This window comes from Salinibacterium sp. TMP30 (genome assembly GCF_038397785.1).
Taxonomy (GTDB): Bacteria; Actinomycetota; Actinomycetes; order Actinomycetales; family Microbacteriaceae; genus Rhodoglobus.
Genome location: NZ_CP151642.1, coordinates 2,380,306 through 2,406,072, shown reverse-complemented (window position 1 = coordinate 2,406,072; position 25,767 = coordinate 2,380,306). Strand labels below are relative to the sequence as shown.

18 protein-coding genes, 1 tRNA gene and 3 pseudogenes are annotated in these 25,767 nt (G+C 60.3%); 16 read left to right on the top strand and 6 right to left on the bottom strand.

From position 1 onward, the window contains the following. Positions 1-2,673, bottom strand: a complete 2,673-nt coding sequence (locus tag AADH44_RS11710; protein ID WP_341953006.1) for an ABC transporter substrate-binding protein — start codon at positions 2,671-2,673, stop codon at positions 1-3. Between the two features lie 187 nt (positions 2,674-2,860). Between AADH44_RS11710 and AADH44_RS11705 the strand changes: the two genes are divergently transcribed. The 6 genes from AADH44_RS11705 (at position 2,861) to AADH44_RS11680 (ending at position 9,496) form a co-directional block, all read left to right on the top strand. Beyond that, complete coding sequence (locus AADH44_RS11705) at positions 2,861-3,937, top strand: hypothetical protein (protein ID WP_341953004.1); 1,077 nt, start codon at positions 2,861-2,863, stop codon at positions 3,935-3,937. A gap of 106 nt (positions 3,938-4,043) precedes the next feature. Further along, positions 4,044-6,521: an ATP-dependent Clp protease ATP-binding subunit gene (locus AADH44_RS11700; RefSeq protein ID WP_341953003.1), complete on the top strand. Its 2,478-nt coding sequence runs from the start codon at positions 4,044-4,046 to the stop codon at positions 6,519-6,521. A 105-nt stretch (positions 6,522-6,626) separates the two neighbouring features. Continuing rightward, positions 6,627-7,130, top strand: a complete 504-nt coding sequence (locus AADH44_RS11695) for an amino-acid N-acetyltransferase (RefSeq protein WP_341955005.1) — start codon at positions 6,627-6,629, stop codon at positions 7,128-7,130. Between the two features lie 26 nt (positions 7,131-7,156). Continuing rightward, positions 7,157-7,771, top strand: a complete 615-nt coding sequence (locus tag AADH44_RS11690; protein WP_341953002.1) for a hypothetical protein — start codon at positions 7,157-7,159, stop codon at positions 7,769-7,771. Between the two features lie 12 nt (positions 7,772-7,783). Next, a complete protein-coding gene (locus AADH44_RS11685) occupies positions 7,784-8,188 on the top strand; it encodes an SseB family protein (RefSeq protein WP_341953000.1) in 405 nt (134 codons plus the stop codon). A gap of 180 nt (positions 8,189-8,368) precedes the next feature. Then, a complete protein-coding gene (locus tag AADH44_RS11680; RefSeq protein ID WP_341952999.1) occupies positions 8,369-9,496 on the top strand; it encodes a DUF2510 domain-containing protein in 1,128 nt (375 codons plus the stop codon). 114 nt (positions 9,497-9,610) lie between these two features. Here AADH44_RS11680 and radA read toward each other — a convergent pair whose 3' ends face one another. The 4 genes and pseudogenes from radA to AADH44_RS11660 all read right to left on the bottom strand — a co-directional run. Further along, a complete protein-coding gene (radA, locus tag AADH44_RS11675; RefSeq protein WP_341952998.1) occupies positions 9,611-10,966 on the bottom strand; it encodes a DNA repair protein RadA in 1,356 nt (451 codons plus the stop codon). Between the two features lie 92 nt (positions 10,967-11,058). After that, positions 11,059-11,373: a metal-sensitive transcriptional regulator gene (locus AADH44_RS11670; RefSeq protein WP_341952997.1), complete on the bottom strand. Its 315-nt coding sequence runs from the start codon at positions 11,371-11,373 to the stop codon at positions 11,059-11,061. Positions 11,374-11,375: 2 nt separating this feature from the next. Then, on the bottom strand, positions 11,376-11,678 hold the full coding sequence (locus AADH44_RS11665; RefSeq protein ID WP_341955003.1) for a rhodanese-like domain-containing protein: 303 nt from the start codon (positions 11,676-11,678) through the stop codon (positions 11,376-11,378). Between the two features lie 36 nt (positions 11,679-11,714). Then, positions 11,715-13,364: pseudogene (locus tag AADH44_RS11660) on the bottom strand (FAD-dependent oxidoreductase); the annotation flags it as partial. Between the two features lie 170 nt (positions 13,365-13,534). On the opposite strand from AADH44_RS11660, the gene AADH44_RS11655 reads away from it, so the two are divergent. The 5 genes and pseudogenes from AADH44_RS11655 to AADH44_RS11635 form a co-directional block, all read left to right on the top strand. Next, the gene (locus AADH44_RS11655) at positions 13,535-14,191 is read left to right on the top strand and encodes a hypothetical protein (protein ID WP_341952996.1); all 657 of its coding nucleotides are present in this window, start codon (positions 13,535-13,537) and stop codon (positions 14,189-14,191) included. A 36-nt stretch (positions 14,192-14,227) separates the two neighbouring features. Next, positions 14,228-14,317 (top strand) — tRNA-Ser (locus AADH44_RS11650). Positions 14,318-14,481: 164 nt separating this feature from the next. Further along, positions 14,482-14,991, top strand: coding sequence for a nuclear transport factor 2 family protein (locus tag AADH44_RS11645; protein ID WP_341952995.1), 510 nt, complete (start codon positions 14,482-14,484; stop codon positions 14,989-14,991). A gap of 178 nt (positions 14,992-15,169) precedes the next feature. Continuing rightward, positions 15,170-17,956, top strand: coding sequence for a cation-translocating P-type ATPase (locus tag AADH44_RS11640; protein ID WP_341952994.1), 2,787 nt, complete (start codon positions 15,170-15,172; stop codon positions 17,954-17,956). Positions 17,957-18,067: 111 nt separating this feature from the next. Continuing rightward, a pseudogene (locus tag AADH44_RS11635) lies at positions 18,068-18,532 on the top strand (amidase); the annotation flags it as partial. Between the two features lie 156 nt (positions 18,533-18,688). On the opposite strand, the gene AADH44_RS11630 reads toward AADH44_RS11635, so the two are convergent. Beyond that, positions 18,689-19,660, bottom strand: a complete 972-nt coding sequence (locus tag AADH44_RS11630; RefSeq protein WP_341952993.1) for an IS481 family transposase — start codon at positions 19,658-19,660, stop codon at positions 18,689-18,691. Positions 19,661-20,316: 656 nt separating this feature from the next. Here AADH44_RS11630 and AADH44_RS11625 point away from each other — a divergent pair. The 5 genes and pseudogenes from AADH44_RS11625 to AADH44_RS11605 all read left to right on the top strand — a co-directional run bounded on the left by AADH44_RS11625 (position 20,317) and on the right by AADH44_RS11605 (position 25,582). Next, positions 20,317-21,360 (top strand): annotated as a pseudogene (locus AADH44_RS11625) (IS30 family transposase). Between the two features lie 368 nt (positions 21,361-21,728). Beyond that, entirely contained in the window at positions 21,729-22,616 is an 888-nt protein-coding gene (locus tag AADH44_RS11620) for an ABC transporter permease (RefSeq protein WP_341952991.1), read from the top strand. After that, positions 22,613-23,599 (top strand): ABC transporter ATP-binding protein, encoded by a 987-nt coding sequence (locus tag AADH44_RS11615; RefSeq protein ID WP_341952990.1) that lies wholly within the window; start codon positions 22,613-22,615, stop codon positions 23,597-23,599. Before AADH44_RS11620 ends, AADH44_RS11615 begins: the two co-directional genes overlap by 4 nt. Beyond that, on the top strand, positions 23,586-24,572 hold the full coding sequence (locus AADH44_RS11610; RefSeq protein WP_341952989.1) for an ABC transporter ATP-binding protein: 987 nt from the start codon (positions 23,586-23,588) through the stop codon (positions 24,570-24,572). The genes AADH44_RS11615 and AADH44_RS11610 overlap by 14 nt, the downstream gene beginning before the upstream one ends. Next, positions 24,569-25,582, top strand: a complete 1,014-nt coding sequence (locus AADH44_RS11605) for an ABC transporter permease (RefSeq protein ID WP_341952988.1) — start codon at positions 24,569-24,571, stop codon at positions 25,580-25,582. Before AADH44_RS11610 ends, AADH44_RS11605 begins: the two co-directional genes overlap by 4 nt. The last annotated feature ends 185 nt before the right edge of the window (positions 25,583-25,767 follow it).

Below are 25,767 nucleotides of genomic sequence, written 5' to 3'. Positions count from 1 at the left end.
CTATCCAGCGGGGGTGAGCGTAGCGGGCCACGACGAGATGAACGCGAATGAGCTGTAGTTGCTCATTTCGATGTTCTTCGAGAATGCCGTTGCTGATTGTCCCCACCAGAGCGGAACGTTGATGATGTCTTCGGCCTGGAGAACTTCCGCCTCAATGAGAAGGTCGATGCGGGCCGCCGGGTCGGTCTCGGCACCAACACGTTCAAACAGTGAGAGCACTTCTGGGTTCTCGTAGTTTGAGATGTTGAACTCGCCGAGCATGTACGACGACACCTCCGAGGGGTCACCGAGGGTGGAGAAGTACCACATCAGCCCTACGCCGTAGCTGCTGTTGGGTTCTAGGCTCGCAAGCCACTCTTCGATAGGAACTTCACGCACGTTGAGGGTGATGCCGATCTTGGAGAGGTTCTCGGCGAGCGATTGCGCGGCAGAGCCGAGCTGGGGTCCGGTCGAGGGGAACAGCATGTCGGTTTCGAAGCCATCCGGGTGATCGGATGCCGCAAGCGCTTTCGCGGCCGCGTCGAGGTCGAAGTCATACTGCGGGATGCTCGCGAGCAGGTCGCGGGCATCGTCGGGGCTATAGACACTTCCGAGCGATTCTGGAGTGGCGATGGCGGTGGCTACTTCTCCGTGGCCGCGCAGCAGTTTGTCAACGATGGTGGTGCGGTCGACGCTGTGGGCGAATGCTTCGCGCACCTTCGGGTCATCGAAGGGGGCGAGTGTGGTGTTGAAGTACATGCCGACGTACGAGAGGTCGTTGACGTAGTCGACGCGCATGTTGTCGAGGTTTTCCCACTGGGTTGACTGGGCAAGCGGCACGTTGAAGGCAATGTCGATGTCGCCAGATTGGGCCGCGAGAAGTCGCGTTCCCTCATCGGGGATGAACTTCACGTCGATGTTCTTCACCGTGGGAAGCTCGCCCCACCAGGTGTCGACGCGTTCAAAGTACACGTGGGAGTCGGGGACGAACTCGGTGACCTTGTAGGGCCCCGAGCCGAGTAGCAGAGAGCTGCTGGTGCCGACCTCGCCGTTATTCTCTTCCCAGAACTTCTGCGACGTGATGAAGGCTGCGCCACCGGTGCTCATGTTCTTTGCGAAGGCAGAGTCGGGGGCGGTGAGGGTGACGGTGACTTCGCTGTCGCCGGTCTTTTCGACGGTGTCTACGCCTCCGAGGTAGTAGGAGAGTCCGGGTGAGCTGGTTTCGTCGCGTGCCTGCTCCAAGCTGAAGACGACATCATCGGCGGTCACCGGGGTGCCATCTTGGAACATCGCATCGTCACGAAGCTCATAAACGTAGGTCAGGTCATCCGGTTGTTCCCACGATTCTGCGAGGCCAGGTTGGAGCGCACCATCGGCATCCAACGACACGAGGCCTTCCTGGGTGATGGAGGCGATGTAGTAGTTCAGGATGCCGCTCTCCGCGCCAACATAGAGGCTGGAGAGCGATCCGGGCAGGGCAACGGTGATGGTGTCGATGTTGCCGTCGCCGGTATTGGTGCTCGTGGTGGCACAGCCGGCGAGTAGTAGGGCGGAGGCGGCAACGGCAACCGTTGACGCCCGGGCTCCCCGGGCCAGTGTTGTGTTCGAAGTTCTCATGCGCAGTTCGTGCCTTTCGGTGAGGGTCACAGGATGAGTGAATGGTGGTGAGGAGAATCTCGCGCGCTGAAGATGGGAGTGCTGTGATAGTGCCGCGCGGTCACTGCTCGTTTTCCGGGCCACCTCACGCATGGCGAGCAGCCGTAGGGCGACCGCAATGCTCGGGGTGTCGGCTGTGTCGTCGAGGGTGGTCGCATAGATGCGTCGACGAAGTTTGGGCTGAAGTTCGATCGCGATGACCTCGGCGGGGAGGGCGGTGGTCGCGAGTGCGAGTTCAGAGAGAAAGGTCACGCCGATTCCGGAGGCGACGAGCGCGAGTGCGGCATCGGTCTTGGTTACATCGTGGCGGAGGCTTGGCTTTTCGTCGAGGGTGTGGGCGACGGCGACGAGTTGTTCGGTGCAGGTTGCCGGGCCGCCGATCCACGTAAAGGGGAGCAATGTTGTGACGCTCGCGGTCGCGCCCAACTTGTCGGCTTCGGTGCGGGGAACGATCGCGAGCACGTTCTCCGAGAGCAGGAAGCGGGAGCGCAGTCCGTCGGCACTTGTGTGGGAGCTCGATGCGATGGTGTGGTCACTCGCATAGCGGTAATCGAGCGCAATGTCGGCGCGACCTTCGGCTACAGCGCTGAGGGCGGCATCCGGGTTAGCTTCGCTGAATTCGACATGGATGCCCGGAAACTCGCGATCGAGGCGCGAAAGTAGTGGCGCGATGATGCTGGCGACGGCGGCGGGAAACGCGGCAAGCCGCACGGAGCCGCGGTCGAGGCCGAGGTGCGCGGTGAGGTCGCTGGCGGCGGCGGTAATTGCGGCGTCGATGCGCGGTGCGTGACGCGCAAGGAGTGCGCCACTTTCGGTGAGTTCCATACCGCGCGGTGTTCGGGCGACGAGCGCGATGGTGAGGCGGGCTTCGCTGCGCTTGAGGTGTTGGGTGATGGCGGGTTGGCTGAACCCTAGGCGGCGGGCGGCGGCGGAGACACTCCCGGTTTCGTTGATTGCGACCAGGATGCGCAGCATGTGGAGGTCGAGTGCACGCGTGAGTTCATCAAGGTTGGCGGATTCTCCTGACGCGGCCTGCATAACGACACCTTATGGCCAAAGCACCGCTACATAACGTTACAGAATGATTAACTTTGGTTTGGTCTAGCGGCGACGCAGCAGTAGCAGACGTCATTTGCTGCGAGACGGGTGGATCTGAGCGGCACGTCCCTGAGCTCAACCCGAACGGGGACAGGCCTCAACGCCCACCAGTGCGTAAGTTTGAATCATGAAGAGTTCTCGACGTCCGGCCGCAATTGTCGCCGCTGCCGTGCTCCTTTCTCTCACTCTCGGCGGCTGCTCGCTTGTCAACGATGCTGGCCAAGTGTTCGGGGTCGTGGCTGCAGATGCTGAAAAGCAGCGAAAGCTCGCGGATGTCGTCTCAGCGCTTGAGCGCATCGAGGGTGTTGAGTCCGCATCATCCGACTTCACCTCCGATGGCCCGTCAGGGGATGAGGCCCAACTTCAGGTGACAGTGAACGCGGCGTCCACCAAAGACCAAGCGTGGGAGATCGCAACGGTGACCCATGAGGCCTTCACGAGCGTCGAGCTGGCAAATGCGGTGCCACTACTCACACTGCGAATCGCAGGGGACACCAACAGCATGCTTACCCGGAGCTACTTCGGATACTCCGACGAACAGTTCGCGGAGGACTTCGCATACTGGCGGGCTGCAGAAACCGCGACCGGCACCCAACTATCGATGGCCCTGACGCCGGCGGCCATTACCGGGACCTACGACCGCACCTTCAGCGCACCCGAACAGGCTGACGCGGGGCGTACCGCTGAACTCATAATTGAGAACGTCGAAGCACTCAATGCCGTGCACGACGAGACACAAAACCCCACGATCTGGGAATTTGCGGGGATGCGGTCCTATCCGCACCTGCCGCCAGCCGACCTTGTGCAGTTGCTTGACGGGATCCGCGGCACCATCCCTCTGATCGATTTCTCGGCAGTCCCGGAGAACCCGGCGCCAGACTTTGAATACCCCGAAGGCGTGCTGCTGATGTGGAACAAGCCACAGCTCGACAAGCCGGCGCTCGCAGAGATTCTAATCAGCCACCGCGAATATCGCGAAGCCGATTGGGAGAACGCTCTCCTAGCCGCGGCTCAAGCAACCCCGGTGAGCAACCTGAACGTCAGGTATGCGGCTGGAGAACAGCAGTTTCAGTTGCACACCTCCACGTGCAAGGGCACCGTCAATGAGTCGAGCGATGATCAAAAATTCTTCGAAGCGGTGCTCGCCACTGGTGCAGAATTCTTAGACGGCGCAGGCCCAGGTGCCTGCGTCCCTGAGCGCTAGCCGTAGACCGTCACGCCTAGGGCGAACACCGGACTATTTCACCATTTCACTGGTTACTCTCTTTACATGGGTACCGAATTCGTAGCGGTATCAAAGGAGTGAAGAGATGTTTGAGAGATTTACCGACCGCGCCCGTCGGGTAGTCGTTTTGGCCCAAGAAGAGGCCAAGATGCTCAACCACAACTACATCGGCACGGAGCACATTCTGCTTGGCCTCATCCATGAGGGCGAGGGAGTCGCCGCGAAGGCACTCGAGTCTTTGGGCATTTCACTCGACTCTGTGCGCGAGCAGGTGCAAGACATTATTGGTCAGGGTCAGCAGCAGCCGACCGGCCACATCCCCTTCACGCCCCGTGCCAAGAAGGTACTTGAGCTGAGCTTGCGCGAAGCGCTGCAACTCGGCCACAACTACATCGGCACCGAGCACATCCTGTTGGGCCTCATCCGCGAGGGTGAAGGCGTTGCCGCCCAGGTTCTCGTCAAGCTGGGCGCAGACCTCAACAAGGTGCGTCAGCAGGTCATCCAGCTCCTCGGTAGCTTCCAAGGCAAAGAGGCTGTTGCCGTTGGCGGAAACGACGCGACGCCCGACAAGGGTTCGCAGGTTCTTGACCAGTTCGGCCGCAACCTCACTCAGGCGGCACGTGACGGCAAGCTCGACCCCGTAATCGGCCGCGAGAAGGAGATGGAACGCGTCATGCAGATCCTCTCCCGCCGCAGCAAGAACAACCCAGTGCTCATCGGCGAACCCGGTGTGGGTAAGACCGCCGTTGTTGAAGGACTCGCCCTCGCCATCGTTCACGGTGAGGTACCCGAGACACTGAAAGACAAGCAGCTCTACTCGCTCGACCTCGGATCGCTCATCGCCGGAAGCCGCTACCGCGGTGACTTTGAAGAGCGACTCAAGAAAGTAACCAAAGAGATCCGCACTCGCGGCGACATCATCGTCTTCATCGACGAAATCCACACCCTCGTTGGTGCTGGAGCGGCCGAGGGCGCCATCGATGCTGCCTCCATCCTCAAGCCGCTGCTTGCCCGCGGCGAGCTCCAGACGATCGGTGCGACCACTCTCGACGAGTACCGCAAGCACTTCGAGAAAGATGCTGCTCTCGAGCGTCGATTCCAGTCGGTGCAGGTGCACGAACCCAACCTGCCGCATACCATCAACATCCTGAAAGGGCTCCGCGACCGCTACGAGTCCTTCCACAAGGTGTCCATCACTGACGGTGCCATTGTTGCCGCAGCGAACCTCGCCGACCGCTACGTGGCCGACAGGTTCCTGCCAGACAAGGCAATTGACCTTCTGGATGAAGCAGGCGCACGCTTGCGACTCTCCATCCTTTCTGCACCCCCCGAGCTGCGTGAATTCGACGACAAGATTGCCGAAGTCCGTGGCCAAAAAGAGGGCGCAATCGAAGACCAAGACTTCGAAAAGGCCGCCAGCCTGCGCGACGAAGAAAAGAAACTGCTCGGAGAGCGCCTGCGCCTCGAGAAGCAGTGGAAGTCGGGCGACGTTGGTGCGAGCGGAATCGTGGATGAAGGCTTGATTGCCGAAGTTCTGGCAGCAGCAACCGGCATCCCCGTGTTCAAGCTCACCGAAGAAGAATCCAGCCGACTCATCTTCATGGAGAAGGCACTGCACATGCGCGTCATTGGTCAAGAGGAAGCCATCTCGGTTCTCTCCAAGACCATCCGCCGCACGCGTGCTGGACTCAAGGACCCCAACCGTCCCAGTGGTTCGTTCATCTTCGCCGGCCCCACCGGTGTCGGTAAGACCGAGCTTGCTAAGGCGCTTGCCGAATTCCTGTTCGACGACGAGTCGGCCATGATCTCGCTCGACATGAGCGAATACGGCGAGAAGCACACCGTTTCGCGCCTGTTCGGTGCCCCTCCCGGATTCGTAGGATTCGAAGAGGGAGGCCAGCTCACCGAGAAGGTACGCCGCAAGCCATTCAGCGTTGTGCTGTTCGACGAAATCGAGAAGGCTCACCCCGATATCTTCAACTCGCTCCTGCAGATCCTCGAAGAGGGTCGCCTGACCGACGGCCAGGGTCGCGTAGTGGACTTCAAGAACACCGTCATCATCATGACCACCAACCTCGGCACCAAGGACATCACCGCGGGCCCCATGGGGTTCCAGGTGGAAGGCGACTCGGCAACAAGTTACGACCGCATGCGCGGCAAGGTTGTTGAAGAGCTCAAGAAGCACTTCAAGCCAGAGTTCCTCAACCGTGTTGACGAGACCATCGTGTTCCCGCAGCTCAGCAAGCCAGAACTGTTGCAGATTGTCGATCTCTTCATCAAGCGACTCTCGGAGCGGATGATGGATCGCGACCTCACCGTTGAGCTCACTGTTCCTGCCAAGGAGCGTCTCATCGATATCGGGTTCGACCCCGCCCTCGGTGCACGACCGCTCCGCCGCGCAGTGCAGCACGAGGTAGAAGACGCCCTGAGCGAGAAGATTCTGCACGGCGAGCTCAACGCCGGCGATCACGTGCACGTTGACTTCATTGACAACACGTTCGTGTTCACCACGAGCCGCCAGCCGGGCCTCCCCGAAAAGGAACCTGCTGAGGTTGAGGCCTAAACCTCACACCGAACGACAAGTGGCTGGGCCGCACCTCACGGTGCAGGTTCAGCCACTTCCTCGTTAACGCGCAGAGCTGTGAGCCAGCAGCAGTACATTTACTTCGTGACCCCATTCAGTGTTCGCCCTGCCACGACAGCCGATGTGCGGACAATTCAGTCTCTCGTTGAGCCGTTCGTAAACGAACGCATTCTGCTCGGTAAAGACCTCGTCGTCTTCTTCGAAGCAGTGCAAGAGTTTCGCGTAGCGGTAGCCGCAGACGGCACCGTCATCGGATGCGGGGCCCTGCACGTGATGTGGCAAGACCTCGCCGAAGTTCGAACGTTGGCTGTGGCATCCGACTGGCTGGGGAAGGGTGTTGGACACGCACTGCTTGAACAGATCGAGCGCGATGCCCACAGGCTCGGTCTAGAGCGACTCTTTTGCCTCACCTTCGAAACCGACTTCTTCACCCGCCATGGCTTTGAGCCGGTGAACGAAGAGCTTGTCGATCCCGCTGTCTTCGCGCAATTGTCGCTGTCTCCCGATGAGGGGGTCGCCGAATTCCTCGATCTTTCTCGTGTGAAACCTAATACCCTCGGCAACACGCGCATGCTGAAACGCCTTTAGCGGCCTGAGACGTTTAGCCTTACGGTATGTCGACGTTTCGGAATCCAGTCGGCCCGCAGTCAAGCAGCGTCTACTGGCGCCGACGCTTGATCGTCGGGTTAGGGCTCGTTGCCGTGATCGCGATCATTCTGTTGATCGTCTTTGGGCCGAAAGCTTCCTCTAACCCCAATACGTCTGCGCCAGCCGAGACGGCCGGTACAGAGTCCAACAGTCCCGCTGCCACCGATTCCAGCGGTTCAGTAGTCTGCGACCCTGCCAAGCTCACGCTTGAAGCAATTACGGATGCGTCCACCTACGGTGAAGGCCAAAAGCCGCAACTATCGTTCTCACTCAAAAGCACCATGACTGAGCCGTGTGTTGTGGATGCTGGCAGCGATATCCAAGAGTTTGTGATCACTAGCGGTAGCGACGAAATTTGGAACTCGAAGCACTGCCAGACGGCAGGGGAGGCGCGTTCCGTAATATTGCAGCCCGGCGTTCCCGTGCAGTCAAGTTCTATCGAATGGGATCGCACTCGTTCCGCGACCGACACGTGCGAGTCTGATCGTCCCGTGGTCACGGCTGACGGCGCGAGCTACCATCTCGGAGTCTCTGTGGGAGACGTCACCTCAGAAAGTACCAAGCAGTTCTTGTTGAACTAGCCAGGATTGATCATGGATTCTTCTTCCTCGGCGGCGCAGAGCGCCGAATTTAGCTCCCCCATGCTTGCCCAAGCATTGGAGACTGGAGACCCCGTTGCGGTAGCCCTCGCGCTTCGCAATGACAGAGTCATTGTCCCGATGCTCAGCGACGGCAACGAAGGCGACGCTCAAGTGCGAGTATTCCGTCGCGGGGATGCCGACAAGTACATGCTCCTGCTGTTTTCCTCGGTCGACACGTACGTTGCGATGCTGCCCGAAGAGACCGACCATCAGGTCGTCGCCTATGGGGCAGATGATCTGCGGGGCTTCCTCGAGACCAATCGGGGAGTCTTGGAATCGGTCTGGTTCGACGTGGCTGGCCCGCACACCATGCAGGCGTCACCCGATGACATTCTGGATGCCCTAACACTCTCGTGAGTGCGGGCCCGGTTGTGTCACCACCGGGTTAGCTTTCGGCATTCGGCCACCGTCAGGTAGACGTCCCAGTTCAGGGGGCAAAGGTGCAGAAATGGTCTATTTGGGCCCCTTTTCGGCACTCTTTCGGGTTACATCCAGCTAAGCCAGAACATCAATGTTATAAACAGGGCTTTCTATCCCGTGTCTGTGACAGTTACTCTGTTCAACGTGGAAGACAACAGTTTCGGTGTGCCAGCGGGATGGTACCCAGACCCTCTGGGTTTGCCCCAGTTGCGCTGGTGGGATGCCCAAGCCTGGACTGAGCACACCTCAGACGCTCGAGCCCCTATCGTCGTGCAGCCAACAACCAAGTTGGCCTTTGCCGATGACGATTACGATGACGACGTCGATGAACTGCCGTCTCGCCGTGACCAACGGGACCGCGAACGCGGTGACTCCAAGGACTATCTGGTCACGGAGACTCGCAGCGAACCCGAGACTGAGACCGCCCCTGTTCATGACGAACTGAGTGCACAGCCACTGCTCGCGATGACACTGCGTGAGCTTGAGGCGCCGCTCGAAGAACCCCAAGAGGCCAACGAGCCTCAGTTGCTTCCTAAGGCGGCCGCGGGCCACGCAAACACGATGCCCGGGGCATCAACGCTGAGCGCCTATGCCGAAGAAGAAGAAGCGCCGAAGCGTGAGATTCGCCAACACCGCACCTACAACGCCGCTGTGTGGCTCATCGCACTACTGCCTCTCGTGCAGTTGTTGACGAGTATGTTCTTGATTGCATATGCGGGCCTTGGTGATAACTTGCCGCTGCTGCTTGTCGTGTGGATTGCGCCGTACGTTGTTGTTCTTGGTCTCGCAGCCTATGACAACCTGCTCCTGCAGGTGTGGGGTCACGAACGACCAGCGAATGCAGCATGGGCGTTCCTTACTGCACCGGTCTATCTGGTGATTCGCGGCATCCGCACGATGCGGGAAACGGGTAAGGGAATCGCACCGATCGCTACGTGGTCGGCAACCCTTGTTTCTCTTGTCATCGGGATGCTTGTTCTTCCGGGGCTCGTTATTTCGCTCATTCCTCAGACCTTCAGCACCCAGATCGAACAGTCGGTTGAGGCGCAAGCTGCAACTCTGGGCGCAAATATTGAGCTCGATTGCCCCTCAACTCCACCGGTGCTTATCGGGGAGACCTTTACGTGTCGTGCAGTAAAGCCAGATAACGGTCAGCGTGACTCGATTCTGGTGAGCTTGCAGCGCGAGAACGGCTGGATCAGCTGGCGCGTAGAAGACTGGGGCCTCTGGACCCTCTTCGGCTAACAGCTAACAGCTAACAACGAGCAATGAGCACCTAGCGCAGCATTGTGGAGTAATGGCGGCCCGTCGTGAGGCGGACCGCCATTGCTGTGTGCGGGCGCGGGCTAGAACTCGGGCCTAGAACTCGGGGATGTCGACGCGTTCGTCGATGGCCCCGGCGAATGCCAGCCTTAGGGCTTCCCGAATGTGCGACGCTTCGGAATCAATGACGGTGCCGAAGCCGAGCCTGGCAGCTTCAGCAAGGCGCTGTTTTGCGGAGGACGCTGGCCGAATCTCGCCGGCGAGACTGATCTCACCGACCACGGCCATTGCGGCGGGATAAGCCTTGTCTTTGTATGCGCTAGCAATGGCCAATGCGATGGCAAGGTCTGCACCCGGTTCGGTGACTCGGATGCCGCCAACAGTGGATACATAAACGTCGAATCCCGAGAGCGGAATCCCCGCTCGCCGCTCGAGCACCGCGAGCAGCATCGCTACTCGTGACGCATCAACACCGTTGACGACGCGACGCGGTTGCGGAGCCTGCGACTTGACGATCAGTGCCTGCACTTCGACGGGAAGCGCGCGTCGGCCTTCGAGGGCGATGGTGACGCAGGTGCCGCTGACCGGTCGGCGGGCGTGGGAGAGGAACAGACCGCTGGGGTCGGAGACTTCGGCGATGCCTTCGCCGGTCATCTCGAAGCAGCCAACTTCGTCGGTGGAGCCGAAACGGTTTTTGTGCGCGCGAACGAAACGCAGAGCGGTCTGGCGGTCGCCTTCGAACTGCAGCACGACATCCACAAGGTGTTCGAGCAGTCGGGGCCCGGCGATGCTGCCGTCTTTGGTGACGTGACCGACGAGCAGCACGGGAAGGTTGCGGTCTTTGCTGACACGGATGAGGGTGGAGGCAACTTCACGTACTTGCGATGGGCCGCCCGCGATACCTTCTGTTGCGGCGGAGGCAACGGTTTGCACCGAGTCGACGATCACGAGTTGCGGCTTAACGTGATCGATTTGTCCGAGGATGGTGCCGAGATCGGTTTCGGCAGCGAGGTAGAGCGACGGGTGCAGGGCATTGGTGCGTTCGGCGCGCAGCCGTACTTGACTGACCGACTCTTCTGCGGTGACGTAGAGCACACGCTGGCCGGATGCCGCCGCTCGCGATGCGACCTCAAGGAGCAGTGTGGATTTACCGACGCCGGGTTCGCCGCTCAACAGAATCGCCGCCCCGGGCACGACGCCGCCGCCGAGTACACGGTCGAACTCGTTGATGCCGCTCGGCCAATGAGCCACTGACTCAGCACCAATCTCGGTGATGGATCGTGCCGCACTCTTCTCTGCAACAGCGACGGTGGCGACGCGTTTGGTGACTCCGGTGGCCTCGCCGGAGTCGATCACGGTGCCCCACTGTTGGCATTCGCCGCAGCGGCCTACCCATTTGATGCTCGACCAGCCGCACTCAGTGCAGCGAAAATTACTTACAGTTCGGGCCATGTTCCAACCCTAGGCGGGGCGACTGACAGCGGCGAGTGGGTAGTGCGGCCGCTACCACCTCGGTCGCACCGCGACCACCTCCGTCACCATCACTAGGCGAGGCTGAGGAACAGTTTCTCGATGTCGTCTGCTGTCATTCCATCGTGACTTCCTTCGCCATCCGCATCATCGACGGCGCAGGACTTGAGTGCGTTGGCGATGATCATGTAGCCGGCGCGGTCAAGCGCTTTGCTTACTGCGGCGAGCTGGGTGACCACGTCTTTGCAGTTCGATTCTGCGCCGATCGACTCAGTGAGGGCTCGCAGTTGTCCTTCGGCCCGCTTGAGGCGATTCATGACCTTGCGCATGGCTTCGGGGTCGTGGCCGGTCGGGGAATCGACATCGTTGCGTGTTGTGTTGACGGCCATCGCTAGTTCTCCTTCTTCACGGGTAGATCTGAGTCGCGCCATGCCGATGTGCCGCCCTCAACGTTGACGGCGTCGAAGCCTTGAGCGCTGAGCCATTCGACGGCTTGGCCGCTGCGTCTTCCGCTTTCGCAAATAACGTAAACGGTGTTGTCGCGGTCGATTTCTTCGACGCGGGCAACAAGTTCGCCGAGCGGAATGCTCGCTGCGGCAGGCGCATGCCCGGAAACGTATTCGAAGGGTTCGCGCACGTCGATGATTACGGGATTCGTGAGTTCGGAGAGAGCTTTGGTGCTAATGGTGTTCATCATTCGATCCTTAGGGGTGGGGTGGCTAGTTCGGGGGGTCGCCGCAATCCAGGTGCGGTAGCCGCCGTCAAGGTTGACGGCGTCGTAGCCGTGCTGGTTGAGGATGCGCACGGCGGTGTGGCCGCGCTGTCCAACCTGGCAGTGCACGATCACGCGGCTGTCACCGAGTTCGCTGAGGCGGCCGCGCAGATCATCGAGCGGAATATTGACGGCGTGCGGGATGGCGCCGCTCTCAAATTCGGCAGGGGTGCGAACATCCACCAGCAGGCTCCCTGCCGCCAGTTCGGCATCGATCTCGTGCCACTGAATCGACGCACTGAGGTTGTCGCGCAGGTTCTTGGCGACATAACCAAGGTGGTTGATGGGGTCTTTAGCTGAACCGTATTGCGGGGCGTAGGCGAGTTCAAGGTCGGCGAGAGCGCTGGCGGTGAGTCCGGCGCTCGCGGCGGTCGCGAGAACATCCATCCGCTTATCCACACCGTCACGTCCCACTGCTTGGGCTCCGAGGATGAGGTCGGTGTTGGCGTCAACAATGAGCTTGAGCGAGAGGAATTCGGCGCCGGGGTAGTAGCCGGCGTGCGAAACGGGGTGAGTGTGAATGATGCGGATGTCGCGGCCGGCTGCCCGCAGCGTGCGCTCGGTTGCGCCAAGGCTTGCTGCGGTGAGGTCGAAGACGCCCACGATTGCGGTGCCAAGTGCTGGCTTGGAGTGCACGTGGTCGCCAGCGAGGGTGTCGGCGAGGTAGCGGCCATCACGGTTCGCCGGACCAGCCAAAGCAACAATTTCAGGCTCTCCACTGATTGCGCCATTCTTTTCTGCAACATCGCCGATGGCATAGATATGGGGTGAGCTGGTTTCGTAGCCTGTATTCACCCGGATGCCGCCTGCAGCGCCGACGGTGAGCCCAGCATCCACAGCGAGCGCATTCTCCGGTCGCACCCCAACGGCTGCGACGACAAGGTCTGCGGCGACGGCGCTGCCGTCACTGAGTTCGACGGTGGAGTCGTGCACCGCGACCGCTGCCGTACCGATGCGCAGGTCAATACCCTGTGCGCGCAGGTGTTCTTCGACCGGGGTGATCATTTCGATGTCGAACGTTCCGAGCACGTGCTCGTCGAGCTGCACGAGTGTGACTTTGAGTCCACGAGCAATGAGATTTTCGGCCATCTCGATGCCGATATATCCGGCGCCCAAAACGACGACATGTGCGGTGCTGGGCTCAAGCGCGCCCAGGGCGGAATCGAGTGCATCCACATCTTCGATATTGCGCAGCAGGAGTATCCGATCGCTGCCGGGGAGAGGAGGGATGATGGGGCTTGCCCCTGTGGCGATGACAAGTTCGTCGTAGCTTTCGGTACTGGTTGTGTTGGTGAACTGGTTATGGACTCTGATGGTGCGGTGGTCGGGGTTGATGCTCGTGACGTCGTGGTTGACGCGCACGTCGAGCTCGAAGCGACTGCCGAGACTTGCGGGCGTTTGCAGCAGCAGGTTTTCGCGTTCGGTGATGACGCCGCCCAGATAGTAGGCGAGCCCGCAGTTGGCGAAGGAGACGTGACCGCTGCGTTCAAAGACAACTATTTCGGCATGCTCATCACGGCGACGCATCCGGGTAGCGAACGACATGCCCGCGGCGACTCCTCCGATGACGAGGATGCGGCGGGCGCGTTCTGGGGTCGCAGTAGGCATCTTTAAAGCATACCCATGGGGGTATGTAAAGCGCTAATCATTGTTGATTGAGTCGACTGCCGTTGGTCGTCTCATCACTCCAGCGTAACGCCCCAATATGTTGCTGGGTGAGGAATGCGCGCATCGTTGCACACGAATGCCTACGATGGGAAAACGACCAAGGGAGCATTGTGGCAACGGGAAACAAAAACATCGACCCCCGGTTTGATCCCGCATTCCAGCGCGGCTATTCGGAAAGCAATCAGAGCGCGTCGTCGGATGCCGTACGGGCAGCACGCACGGTGGATTCGTTGCGGGATGACGCAGCAGACGCGCAGTACTCCCGCACCCACGGCCAGCCGCCGACTCGTGCCAGCGCAAGCTTCGCACCCACACCACCACGAGCTGCGGATGCTCGCCGCGCTGTAACCGCAGACGCCGTCGTCGCGCTCCCACCAGCATCCGGCAGAGCATCAGACGATGGTTCGGATTCGGCCGCGGCAGTGACCGGCCGCGAAGAGCAGCGCGACGTTGCGCCGCAATCACACTATGTGGGGGCGGGAGGCGCGCTTTCCGAAATTGTCCCGGCTGGCCGCGGCAAAAGTCTCGCCCGTAACCCATGGATTTACGTGCTGTGGATCGTGGGCGTCGTCGTCACTGCCGGCGGAGTAGCGGGGCAGATGTGGGCCTATTCGCAGCTCTACTCCCAGACCGGACTCAACGTCGAGGACTATGGGCTGATCACAGGAATTCAGGGCCTCGCACCCATTGCTGCCACGGTCGGAGCTCTTAGTCTCGTCGGCGCATTGATTGTTCATGCTCTCAACTGGATGCGCAGAAACCCGTGAACGCACTGCCCCTTTATCTGTACTAAACTCTTTCCCGGTACCGTGTCCGAGCGGCCGAAGGTGCAACTCTCGAAAAGTTGTGTGCGTGAAAGCGCACCGTGGGTTCAAATCCCACCGGTACCGCCACAGAAAAACCCCTACTTTCCCCGTATTTCTCAGGAAGTGGGGGTTTTTGGTTTCCATAATGGGGTGCACCCTGCCGAACGCGTGCTCGTCGATCGGAAGCGTATCGCCCCCTTCTTTCCGGTTTCTTTACCGCAAGAAAGGGCGCAAAAGAGGCGGCTGGTAGGGTGCTGACGACGCTTCAGAAAGCGCAGTTTTCCGAATCAAAAGAGAGTGGTGCCGTGAATTCGATTTCCGACCTTATGGATGAACTAGCCATTCGAGACCTGTCACACCGGTACGCGATGGCGCTCGACAAGAACGACGTCGAGGTATGGCGGGCATTGTTCTCTCAGGACATCGTCTTCGAGAGCGGGACATCGGCGCCCCGCGGGCTGGAAGATGTCGTGCGGATTCCTGAAATCCAGCTGAAGCGCTACGCAAAGACGTTGCACTCTGTCACGACTCAACAAGTTTTCCTCGACGGCGACAAGGCCTCGGGCGAGGTGTATTGCCTTGCCCACCACATCTACGAGGATTTCCATCAGAACGATAGGCTGCCGTTTGATCTGAGCCATAACTTCCTGATCCGCTACGACGATGATTATGTGCGCGAGGACGGCCGCTGGGTATTCGCGAGACGGAGCATCATCACGGAGGCGCGCTTCGTGCACCAGATCATCCCCGCCGCGACCTGATTAGGTCCATGGACATTGCCCTTTCGTCAGGATCGCCGCCATAATGTTGTGACCGAGTGGACCGCGGGTTAGCTGACCGCACGGTTCCGGAACATCGGTAAGGAGCTCTCATCGTGGGGTCGAACTGCCGCTCGGCCATCGCCGCGGTGGGAGTGCGCACGTCCGCTGGCAGAACGATATGACTCAGGCTAGTGATCTTGCTGATGCTTCGGTCGTCGATGCCGAGGCCATCGCCCGCAGTCTGGGTGTTGACCTATCGTTCGGGTTGTCGCAGGAGGAAGCCGCGCGGCGGTTGTCGATCGACGGCCCCAACCAGCTGCGTGCGAAAAAGCCGGTGCCAGTGTGGCGGAAGGTTCTGGCGCAGTTCCAGAACCCGCTGATCTATTTGCTGCTGTTCGCAGTAGCGATCTCATTATTTGCCTGGGTTCTGGCGGGCGGCGCGGGCGTACCCGTCGACGCATCAGTGATCGCGGCCATCGTGTTGCTTAACGCTCTTCTCGGTTACAGCCAGGAGGCCAAGGCAGAGAACGCGGTGGCGGCGCTCGCCACCATGACGGCAACGTCGTCGACAGTGCTGCGTGGTGGGCGACGTCAGACGGTGCCCTCAGCCGAACTCGTCCGCGGAGATGTGTTGGTCTTGACTGAGGGCGATGCGGTGGGTGCGGATGCCCGCTTGGTGGATGCGACCGCCCTGAGCATCCAAGAGGCATCTCTCACCGGCGAGAGCCAGGCGGTCGCCAAAGACGCGGCAGTGCTGGCCGGGCCGGTGTCAATTGGCGACCGGACCAACATGGTCTTCAAGGGCACCAGTGTTGTGCAGGGCGTAGGTCGTGCGGTGGTCACGGGTGTCGCGACGGCCACCGAGGTGGGCGCGATCGCCGAAATGCTTGAGGCGACCGAAGCAGATCCAACTCCGCTCGAGGTTGAGATTTCCAAGATCAGCAAAATGCTTGGTCTGCTCGTGATCGCTATCGCTGTCGTTGTGATGGCAACGATCGTGTTGGTCAGTGGGGTCACCAAGCCGGAGGACTTCGTCACTGTCCTACTCCTTGGTGTTTCGCTCGCGGTGGCGGCGGTGCCCGAAGGGTTACCGACGATCCTTTCCGTTGTCCTGGCGATTGGAGTACAACGCCTGGCCAGACGCAACGCGGTGGTTAAGCAGCTCAGCTCAGTGGAAGCTTTGGGATCTGCTTCGGTGATCTGCACCGACAAGACAGGAACCCTGACCCGAAACGAGATGACCATGGTGCGCGTTGTCACGGCGTCGGGCAGTGTCGAGGTGACGGGGGTCGGGTACCAGCCCGTGGGCGAAGTCGTAATTGATGGGTCTGAGCCGTCCGGGGCTCTCCACCGCGAGGTCCAGCTCCTTCTTGGCGCTGGCGCGCTCGCCAACGACGCCCAGCTCACGGAGCGGGAGGGGACATGGGAGATCCAGGGCGATCCCACCGAGGCGGCGTTTCTGGTCGCAGCTCGCAAGCTGGCGGGCACGACCGCGAGGATGAGCCGGTTCGAAAGACGGGCCGAGATCCCGTTCAGTTCTGAGCGGAAGATGATGACGACCGTGCATCAGGAGCAGGACGAGGGCGCTCACCTGCTTCTGAGCAAGGGGGCCCCCGATGTTCTGCTCGGTCGCTGCACGATGCTTCAGGTTGGGGACACCACGCGCCCGCTGACTGAAGCAGTCCGAAAGAAGTGTCTGGATCAGGTGGACGGGCTCTCAGCCGAGGCCCTGCGGACCATCGGGGTTGCCTACCGAGTCGCCGACGGCCCCACGGATGGCCCGGGCGCGCTAGACGAGTTTTCCGAACGCGACCTGGTGTATCTGGGGGTGGTGGGCATGATTGATCCTCCGCGAGCAGAGGCAGCCGAGGCGATCGCCGAGGCGCGGCGAGCGGGCATCCGCGTCGTCATGATCACCGGAGATCACCCGATTACGGCCACACACATCGCCGCCGATCTGGGCATTATCGAGCCAGGCGGTCGCGCGGTCACCGGCGCCGAGTTGGACACCTGCACTGACACGATCCTTCAGAAGATGGTGGGTGAGGTGTCGGTCTATGCCCGGGTGTCACCGCAGCACAAACTGCGCCTCGTGGATGCTCTGCAAGCAACCGGGCAGATCGTGGCGATGACCGGTGACGGCGTCAACGACGCACCGGCGCTGAAGTCCGCTGACATCGGGGTGGCGATGGGTATCACCGGCACCGAGGTCACCAAGGAAGCCTCGCGGATGATCCTCGGCGACGACAACTTCGCCACCATCGTGGCTGCAGTGCGCCAAGGTCGGGTGATTTTCGACAACATCAAGAAGTTCCTGCGCTACCTGTTGTCCTCAAATATCGGCGAGGTGCTTACCGTGTTCCTCGGAGTCGTTGGGGCCGGAGTGATTGGCCTCGGCGCGGGAAGCGGTGAGGCATTGGTGCTGCCCTTGCTGGCGACCCAAATCCTCTGGGTCAACCTCATCACCGACTCCACCCCAGCGTTGGCAATGGGTGTAGACCCCGAGATCGACGACGTGATGGCTCGTCGTCCGCGACGGCTAGATGCACCTACCATCGACCGCCACATGTGGGCCGGCATCGTCTCTGTCGGTGTGGTGATGGCTGTAGTCACCCTGTTCACGATCGACGTGTTCTTGCCGGGTGGGCTCGTTGAGGGCCGCGACAGCCTTGACGTTGCACGGACTGCAGGATTTACCACCCTCGTCTTCGCCCAGCTCTTCAACGCCCTCAATGCCCGATCCGAAACCACCAGTGCGTTCCATGGTCTGTTCGCCAACCGCTGGCTGTGGGGTGCGATCGTGCTCGGGCTGGTCCTCCAGGTCGCCGTGGTGGAGGTGCCCTTCCTGCAAGTTGCGTTCGGCACCGCCTCGATGGATCTTCTGCACTGGGTGGTCTGCATCAGCCTTGCCTCGGTCGTGCTCTGGTTTCAGGAACTTCGCAAGATTGTGCTGCGCCGGCTTTAACGCATCATCCAACTACAGCTAGTGGTATCAACATGAGCACGGTTAACGTCGTCGAGGCTTCAATTGCGGAGCTTCGTGCCGTTCTCGATGACGCGGTCACCGGTCACCGCCACGATCGCTACCCGTAGCATTGTGCGCCCTGAGTTTCTCAGGAGAGAGATCGTCGACCTCGCGGCCTACCCAACTCAGGTGCGTGAGCATCCTTACGCAAGCTTCGAAGAGATCCCGGAACTGGCAGCCGGCGTTCACGCGTTCGAGGAGACTCGGCGCCGAGACCTTGAAGGTTGGGTGCGCGACAACGAGCTAGATGCCGTGGTCTTTCCGGCGGTCGCCGATGTCGGCCGCGCCGATATGGACATCAACCCCGAATTGGCCACCCGCGGTTGGCGAAACGGTGTCTGGGTAGTGAACGGTAGCCTCGCGATTCATCACCTCGGCATTCCGACGGTGACGGTGCCTATGGGAATCATGGACGACATCCGGATGCCCGTAGGCATCACGTTCGCGGGTGCGGCCTGCTCCGACCTCGACCTGCTGAGTATTGGTGTGGCGTACGAAGCGGTCTCGCGCCGACGCGAAGCACCGCGCCGCATGCCCCGCATCACGCCGAGCCCTACCTTGAGCTCGACGAAGCGATGTATGAGGCCCGCGAGGAGAAAGTACATTGCTCGTAGGCCGAGGCGCAAGAGTAGAGGTTCAAGGCTGGTGTGCCCGTGGCCATTTTGCCGCTCACTAGGTGTAGTTCCCACTGAGGTTGTGAACGCGGTCTGATGGTGTTTGGCCGCCGATGCCGGTATGGGGTCTGTGAAAATTGTAGTGGTGGAGCCAAGTGGGATATGCGGCGGCTCGGGCTTCGTCGCTGCGGTAGGTTGCGGCGTAGGCCCATTCGGTAGCGAGTGTTCGCTTGAATCGTTCGACTTTTCCGTTGGTTTGTGGCCGGTAAGGACGCGTCCAAACATGCTTGATGCTCCCTAAAGCAGCCGCAAAGTTTCGTGATCGGTAACAGGCCCCGTTGTCAGTCATCACCGCCGTGACGGTGATGCCGGCCGCGGCGAAGAACACGTTAGCCCGCAGCCAAAATTCGGCAGCGGTTTCCTTCCTCTCATCGCTCAATATTTCCGAGTAAGCGAGCCGGGAATGGTCATCGACGGCATGGTGCAGAAAAGAATATCCGCGCCCCGGTCGCCCGTGTCCGGTGTTGTTTCTCTTGCCCGCCGCGCGACCGAGAACCCGATGTCCGCCACCGTCAGGGATCCGGCCCTGCTTCTTGATATCAACGTGCACCAGTTCACCGGCACTGGCCTTCTCATAGCGGACGGCTTTTAGCCGACGCACGGGAAGACCGGTTGCTTGGTCGAGATAGATCAGCTTCGGCATCCGATAGCGCACCAGGACCTTCTCGACCGTAGATCGGTTGATGCCAAGGTGATAGCCGATGCGGTGCGGCCCCCAGCGGCGAGTAAACCGCAGTGCGACGATGCGATGTTCAAGCCGAGCAGAGCACTGACTGGGCGACGTGCGCGGCCGCGAGGAACGATCGATCATCGGCTGATTCAACCGATAGCGAGCCGCCCACTTCATTGCGGTCGCGGGTGAACACTGCAACCGTTCCGCCGCTCGCCGGGCCGACCACCCCTGATCCACGATCAACTGGGCAAGACGAATTCGCCCCTGTGGGGTGAAAGGAGCATTAGCGTGAGTCACGAAGGCCTCCGGTTATTGATGTGAGCTTGGTAACCCACATCGTGCCGGAGGACTTCACTAAATCAAACGATCACAACGTCCAAAGGAACTACAACTAGCGATACGGGACACATGTTCAAGGACAACCTCATGATCACTCTCGATGGGGCCCCCAGGTTAGTTCAAGCGGGAGACACCATCCTGCTTGACTTATCCATCCCGAGCACTTACGTCAACTAAGCCGACCGTGCAGCAGCTTTAGTAGGGCTTGGGTTCTATCGATCGTCGCAACACTCATCACTTTGAGAGTGGCTATGAGCACCGAATTCACACCGCCGGAATTGTCCCGCAAGAGGGTCTATCGAGAAGCCGAAAAAGTTGCATTCCTCGCCGCCTAGGACCGCCTTGAAAAGGTGGCTGATGCCGCCCGGGAGGCCGGCGTCACAACGATGGCCGGCTACCGGTGGCTGGTCGCTGCCGGTATCAACCCGAGGCGCCGCGAAGTCGAACGGCGTGCCGAATACGACCAGCTGCGTACGACGGGTATCTCACGGCAGGCGGCTGCGAAGCAGGTCGGCGTGCATATTCGCACGGCGAACGACTGGGACCAGGGTGTCCGAAAGTCTGGTCGTGTGCGGATACACCCGAACGGGCGCGTGGCGGGATACAACTATCACGTGCCTAAACTCCATGAGCGTCGAGCCCGCCTGGCCAGAATCGAGCAGCAACTCGACGCCCGCTACCTGTCGTTAGCGGAACGGGAACGAATCCGGGACCTATCAGCCACCGGCGCCTCCATCCGATCGATCGCAGCCGTCCTGCAGCGGTCGGCGTCGACGATCAGCCGGGAGCTGCGCCGCAACGCCACCACAGCAGGCACTTACGAGCCCTATGCCGCCCACCGCACCGCGGCCGAGCGCCGCCCTCGACCGAAAACTGCGAAGCTGGTGCAGCGGCCACGCCTGCGCGAATACGTTCAAGATAAATTCCGCATTCGCTGGTCTCCGGAGCAGATCTGCCACGCTTTGATAAAAACCTATCCGACTGATCAGGAGATGCGCGTGTCGCCCGAGACGATCTACCAAGCCCTCTACCTCTAGGCCCGGGGCGGTTTGAAGAAGGAAGTTCAAGCGGCACTGCGCACCGGTCGAGCCCGCCGCAAAGCACAGAACACCGGTCTGGAACGCCGGAGCAGGTTCGTTGACCCGATGATCATGATCGCCGACCGCCCACCCCAGATCGAGGACCGCGCAATACCGGGGCACTGGGAGGGTGACCTCATCACCGGGATGCTGAACCAGTCCGCCATCGGAACCCTCGTCGAGCGCACCACCCGCTACGTGATGCTGGTGCATCTGCCCCACAGTCATACCGCCGACGCCGTCCGCGACGGACTGGTCGCCGCCATCGCAACGCTCCCGGAACACCTGCGCGGATCGCTGACCTGGGACCAGGGCTCCGAGATGGCGACCCACAAATCCTTCACCACCGCCACCGACATGCCCGTATATTTTTGCGACCCGGCCAGCCCCTGGCAGCGCGGCTCGAACGAGAACGCCAACGGGCTTCTGCGCCAATACTTCCCGAAAAGCACCGACCTCTCGACCTACGGCCTGGAGGACCTGGAACACGTCGCTCAGGAACTCAACGCCCGTCCCCGCAAAACCCTCGACTGGGACACCCCCGCGGAGCGGATCCGTGATCTACTGATCTCGACCTGATTCACCGCAGTGTTGCGACGATCACTTGAAACCGCCTGGCGTTTCTGGCCCTATTTTCAGTTGGCGTTAACACGCTCAAGGTACCTCCATCGGAAGGTCATTCGCGGAGATCCCGACACATCTCGGGAATAGGGCGTCTGGGCGGCCCTGGCGCCAGCGCAGCCCAGAGGTTCGACTGTGCCTTCGACCTCGGCCGATTGCAAGCTGTGATGTCTCAGACCATTGCGATCGGCCGGGAGCATTGACAGAAGCGCCCAACTTCTTCATTATGGTGAGAGCATCATTATTTTGATGAAGAAGGCACATAGAGGACAACGGTGTTCCCCGGGCTGGGCCACCGACAGATCACGACCGTATGGAGAGTGAAAATGGTGACCACTCATGCTCCCCCTCGACTAGCGTCGATAGCTGGCTTGCTTGAAAGTCGCAGAGAGTTGACGCGACGATTCCCGGAGGCTAATCGAATTGCAGGAGCCGCTGCAGGACTCCTAATCCTAGTGGGACTCATCCTCTCGTCCTTCGTGGCGCAACTCCCCTTTGACCCACTCACTCCAGACCCTCGTGCCATGCTCCAGGCTCCCGGAGCCATGCACTTTATGGGTACAGACGGATCGGGCTTCGATGTCTTCGCTCGAGTTCTGTACTCGGCGAGGCTGGACATCCCACTAGCAGTCGCCGGCGTTGCCGTGTCCGTGCTCATCGGTGTTCCGGTTGGGCTCCTCGCCGGGGGGCGCGGCAGATGGACCGAGTGGCTGATGCGCGCGATCGAGGTTTTCCAGGCGTTCCCCCTCATTGTCCTAGCCGTCGTCATCGTTCAGATCACAGGCAACCGGGTGGAGAACGTCATCCTAGCCCTCGCTATCGTCAACGTTCCGAGATTCATTCGCTTGGTCCGAGCCGAGGTTCTCACCATTCGTGAGAGCCGGTTCGTCGAAGCAGCACACGCCATCGGTGCCTCACCCACCCGCATCACGTTCCGCCACATCCTTCCGAACGTGCCCGGGATCATCTTGGTTCAAAGTTCGCTGGCTGCGGCCAACGGCATCATCGTCATCGCCTCCCTTAACTTCATCGGACTTGGCTCCAACCCGCCGATTCCAAACTGGGGGTCGATGATCCAGGAAGGCAGCCAGTACATCCCACAGGGTGCCTGGTGGGTTGCCATCTTCCCAGGCGTTGCCACACTGGTGACGATCATCGCGTTCAATCTCATTGCGGACAACCTCGAGTACCTGTTGGGGGTGGGCAAGAAATGAGCGGGGCACCGTTGCTGAGCGTCACCGATTTGAGAGTCTCGTTTGCAACCAAAAAAGGAACGGTACACGCCGTCAACGGTGTGACTTTTGAAGCGAAACGAGGAGAGATTGTCGGCATCGTAGGGGAGTCCGGTTGCGGCAAATCGCAGACACTCCGCGCCATTATCGGGCTCACTCAAGACCCCGGGAGCATCGATGGTGGCATCGTTGAGTTCCAAGGTGAGAATTTCCTACAGATGACGCCCCGGCAACAGCGCCTCATCCGCGGCAAGGACATCGGCTTCATTAGCCAGAGCCCGTTTGGTGCGCTCAACCCGATTCTCAGCATCGCACAACAGTTTGCCAACATCATCAGAGCTCATCGTCGTGCATCCAGAAGAGAATGCCGCGAAATGTCACTCCGAGCGCTACAGGAGGTCGGTATAGCGGACCCCATGCGCGTACTCGACGGCTATGCCCATGAGCTGAGCGGCGGCATGGCCCAGCGCGTGGTCATCGCGATGGCCATGATTCACGGTCCTCGACTGCTGCTGGCCGACGAACCGACGACCGCCCTTGACGTCACCGTCCAACGTCAGATTCTTGACCTCATCACGGGCCTAATATCTGGCGGCGACCGTTCGATGCTCTTGGTCACGCACGACTTGAGTGTCGTGGCGCAGTACTGCACGCGAGTGGTGGTGATGTATGCGGGCAAGCCCGTCGAGGTCGGCGACGTTCGAGACGTATTCCACAACCCTCACCACCCCTACACACGGGCTTTGCTCGATGCTGTCCCTCGCTCTGGCGGCACGATCAAGGGCCTAACCGGTACTCTGCCAGACGTCGTCAACTACCCGGTCGGATGCCCGTACGCATCACGTTGCCCTCACGTCACCGAGGTCTGCCGCGAAGTCGCGCCGACGATGACCGGGGATGGGCTCGCGCGCGCTGCATCCTGCCACCACCAACTCGGGGAGGTTCCGAATCGTGTCACTGCTTGAGGTTAGGAACGTTTCCAAAGAGTTCCGCAGCGGGGGAAAGGTCATCCGTGCCGTTGACGATGTGAGCTTCGGCGTTGAACAAGGAAGGACGATGAGCCTGATCGGGGAGAGTGGTTCTGGCAAGTCCACTGTCGGACGTATTGTGCTCGGGCTGCTCCGGCCAGACGCGGGACAGGTGATATTCGATGGTAGAGATCTCACCGCGATGTCACCGCGGCAACTACGCGAGATGCGTTCATCAATCTCCGTTGTGTTTCAAGAGCCGTACGAGTCTCTGAACCCACGCATGACGGTCGAGGCAATCATTGGCGAACCACTTCGACTCTTCACTTCCCTGTCGTCCTCGGCGCGGAGGCAGCGGGTGGTCGAAGTACTGAAGGAGGTCGGTCTGAGTGATGCCGTGCTTCGTAGGCATCCCGCTGATCTGAGCGGCGGCCAGCAGCAGCGGATCGGCATTGCGCGCGCTATTATCGTGGACCCGAAGCTGATCGTCCTCGATGAGCCGACGTCGTCTCTCGACTTGACCGTGCGGGCAACGATCCTGAACCTGCTCAAAGATCTACAACTGAAGCACAACCTCACCTATCTATTCATCTCTCATGACATAGCGACCGTGCGTTTTTTTAGCGACACCACAGCGGTGATGTATCTGGGCCGGTTCATGGAGACGGGCCCAACCAGCCTGATCATCGACCAGCCTGAGCACCCGTACAGTGTCGCGCTCCTCTCGTCGACACTTTCGGTCGATCCGGACGAGAAGTCGGTTTCAAAGAAACTTCATGGTGACATTCCGAGTCCGACAACGCGCTTCAGCGGATGCCCACTGGTCGGGCGGTGCCCACTGCAGACTGATGAGTGCGCCGTCTCGCCAGTTCCGCTTTTGCCAATCGCGCCAGCACGGGCGGCCGCATGTATTCACATCGGTGCAGCTCCCCCACTTGACTCGACCGAGGAAAGTACGGTGATGAATTGAACTCCGCATTGATCTTCACACTAAAGCGGCTAGCGCTGCTCCCGGTAATGCTCTTCATCTTGGCGTCACTTTCGTTTGGTCTCGTGCTCCTTATTCCCGGGGATCCTGCCGCTTTGATTCTTGGGGATTTCGCAAGCGATGAGGCCCTTGCGAAGGTGCGAACGGATCTAGGGTTGGACCGCTCACTGTGGGAGCAGTACTCTAGCTATGTACTTGCCGCGTTCCGCGGCGACTTGGGCAATTCATACCTGACTGGCTCTTCGGTCACTGGTGAGTTGATGCGACGCTTGCCGAACAGTTTTATCCTGGTCATCCCATCACTGATGCTTGCCCTCGTTCTCGGCACCGCCATCGGTGCGGTGGGCGCATACTTCCGAGGACGCACAATAGGGCGAATCTCGTCTGGGTTCATCTCGCTAGCTCAGGGTATCCCCCCATTTTTTCTCGGGGTGGTCCTAATCTTCCTGTTCGTGTTCCAGTTTCGCTTGTTTCCCACCCCGGTCGGTATGCTTTATCCCAACACACCGCGCTCCCCAGACGTTACTGGTGTAGTTCTCTACGACGCTATCTTGGCCGGAAATCTGGATGCCTTGGGCGCAATCGCGGCCCACTCGATTCTCCCCGTAATTAGTTCCGGAATATTTCTGGCTGCGTACTTCGCGAAGACCGTCCGCACCAGCGTCACTCAGGCGCTGGTCACGCCGCAGATCGAGTTCGCTCGGGGGTGTGGACTGCCGGAGTGGCAGGTGATGCGCTACGCGCTCCTGTCCTCGCGCACTGCTGCGCTCACCTATGCGGCGATCCTTTTCGGCGTCAGCCTGAGCGCCCAATCCATCATCGAGATCGTCTTCGCCTGGCCTGGTGCCGGCGCATGGGCACTCGACGGAGTACTCAAGGGCGACCTGCCGATCATTCAGGGGTTCATCCTCGTGACCGGTGCGGTTGTCATCCTCGCCTACGTTGCGTTGGACGTGATCGTGGCCATGCTCGATCCGCGCATCCGCTACTGAGCACAGGTTCGAGCTGGAGTCAATAGCGAAACAATATCCGCAGTTGACGGCACCCAAGTTTCAATATACTGTCTAGACAATCATTTTAATAAAAGGAGCAAAAACATGGTCGTTTCACTCCCTCGCACTGCTCGACAAAGAACAACCGCAGCCTTCGGGATACTGACAGCAAGCGTGCTGTTAGT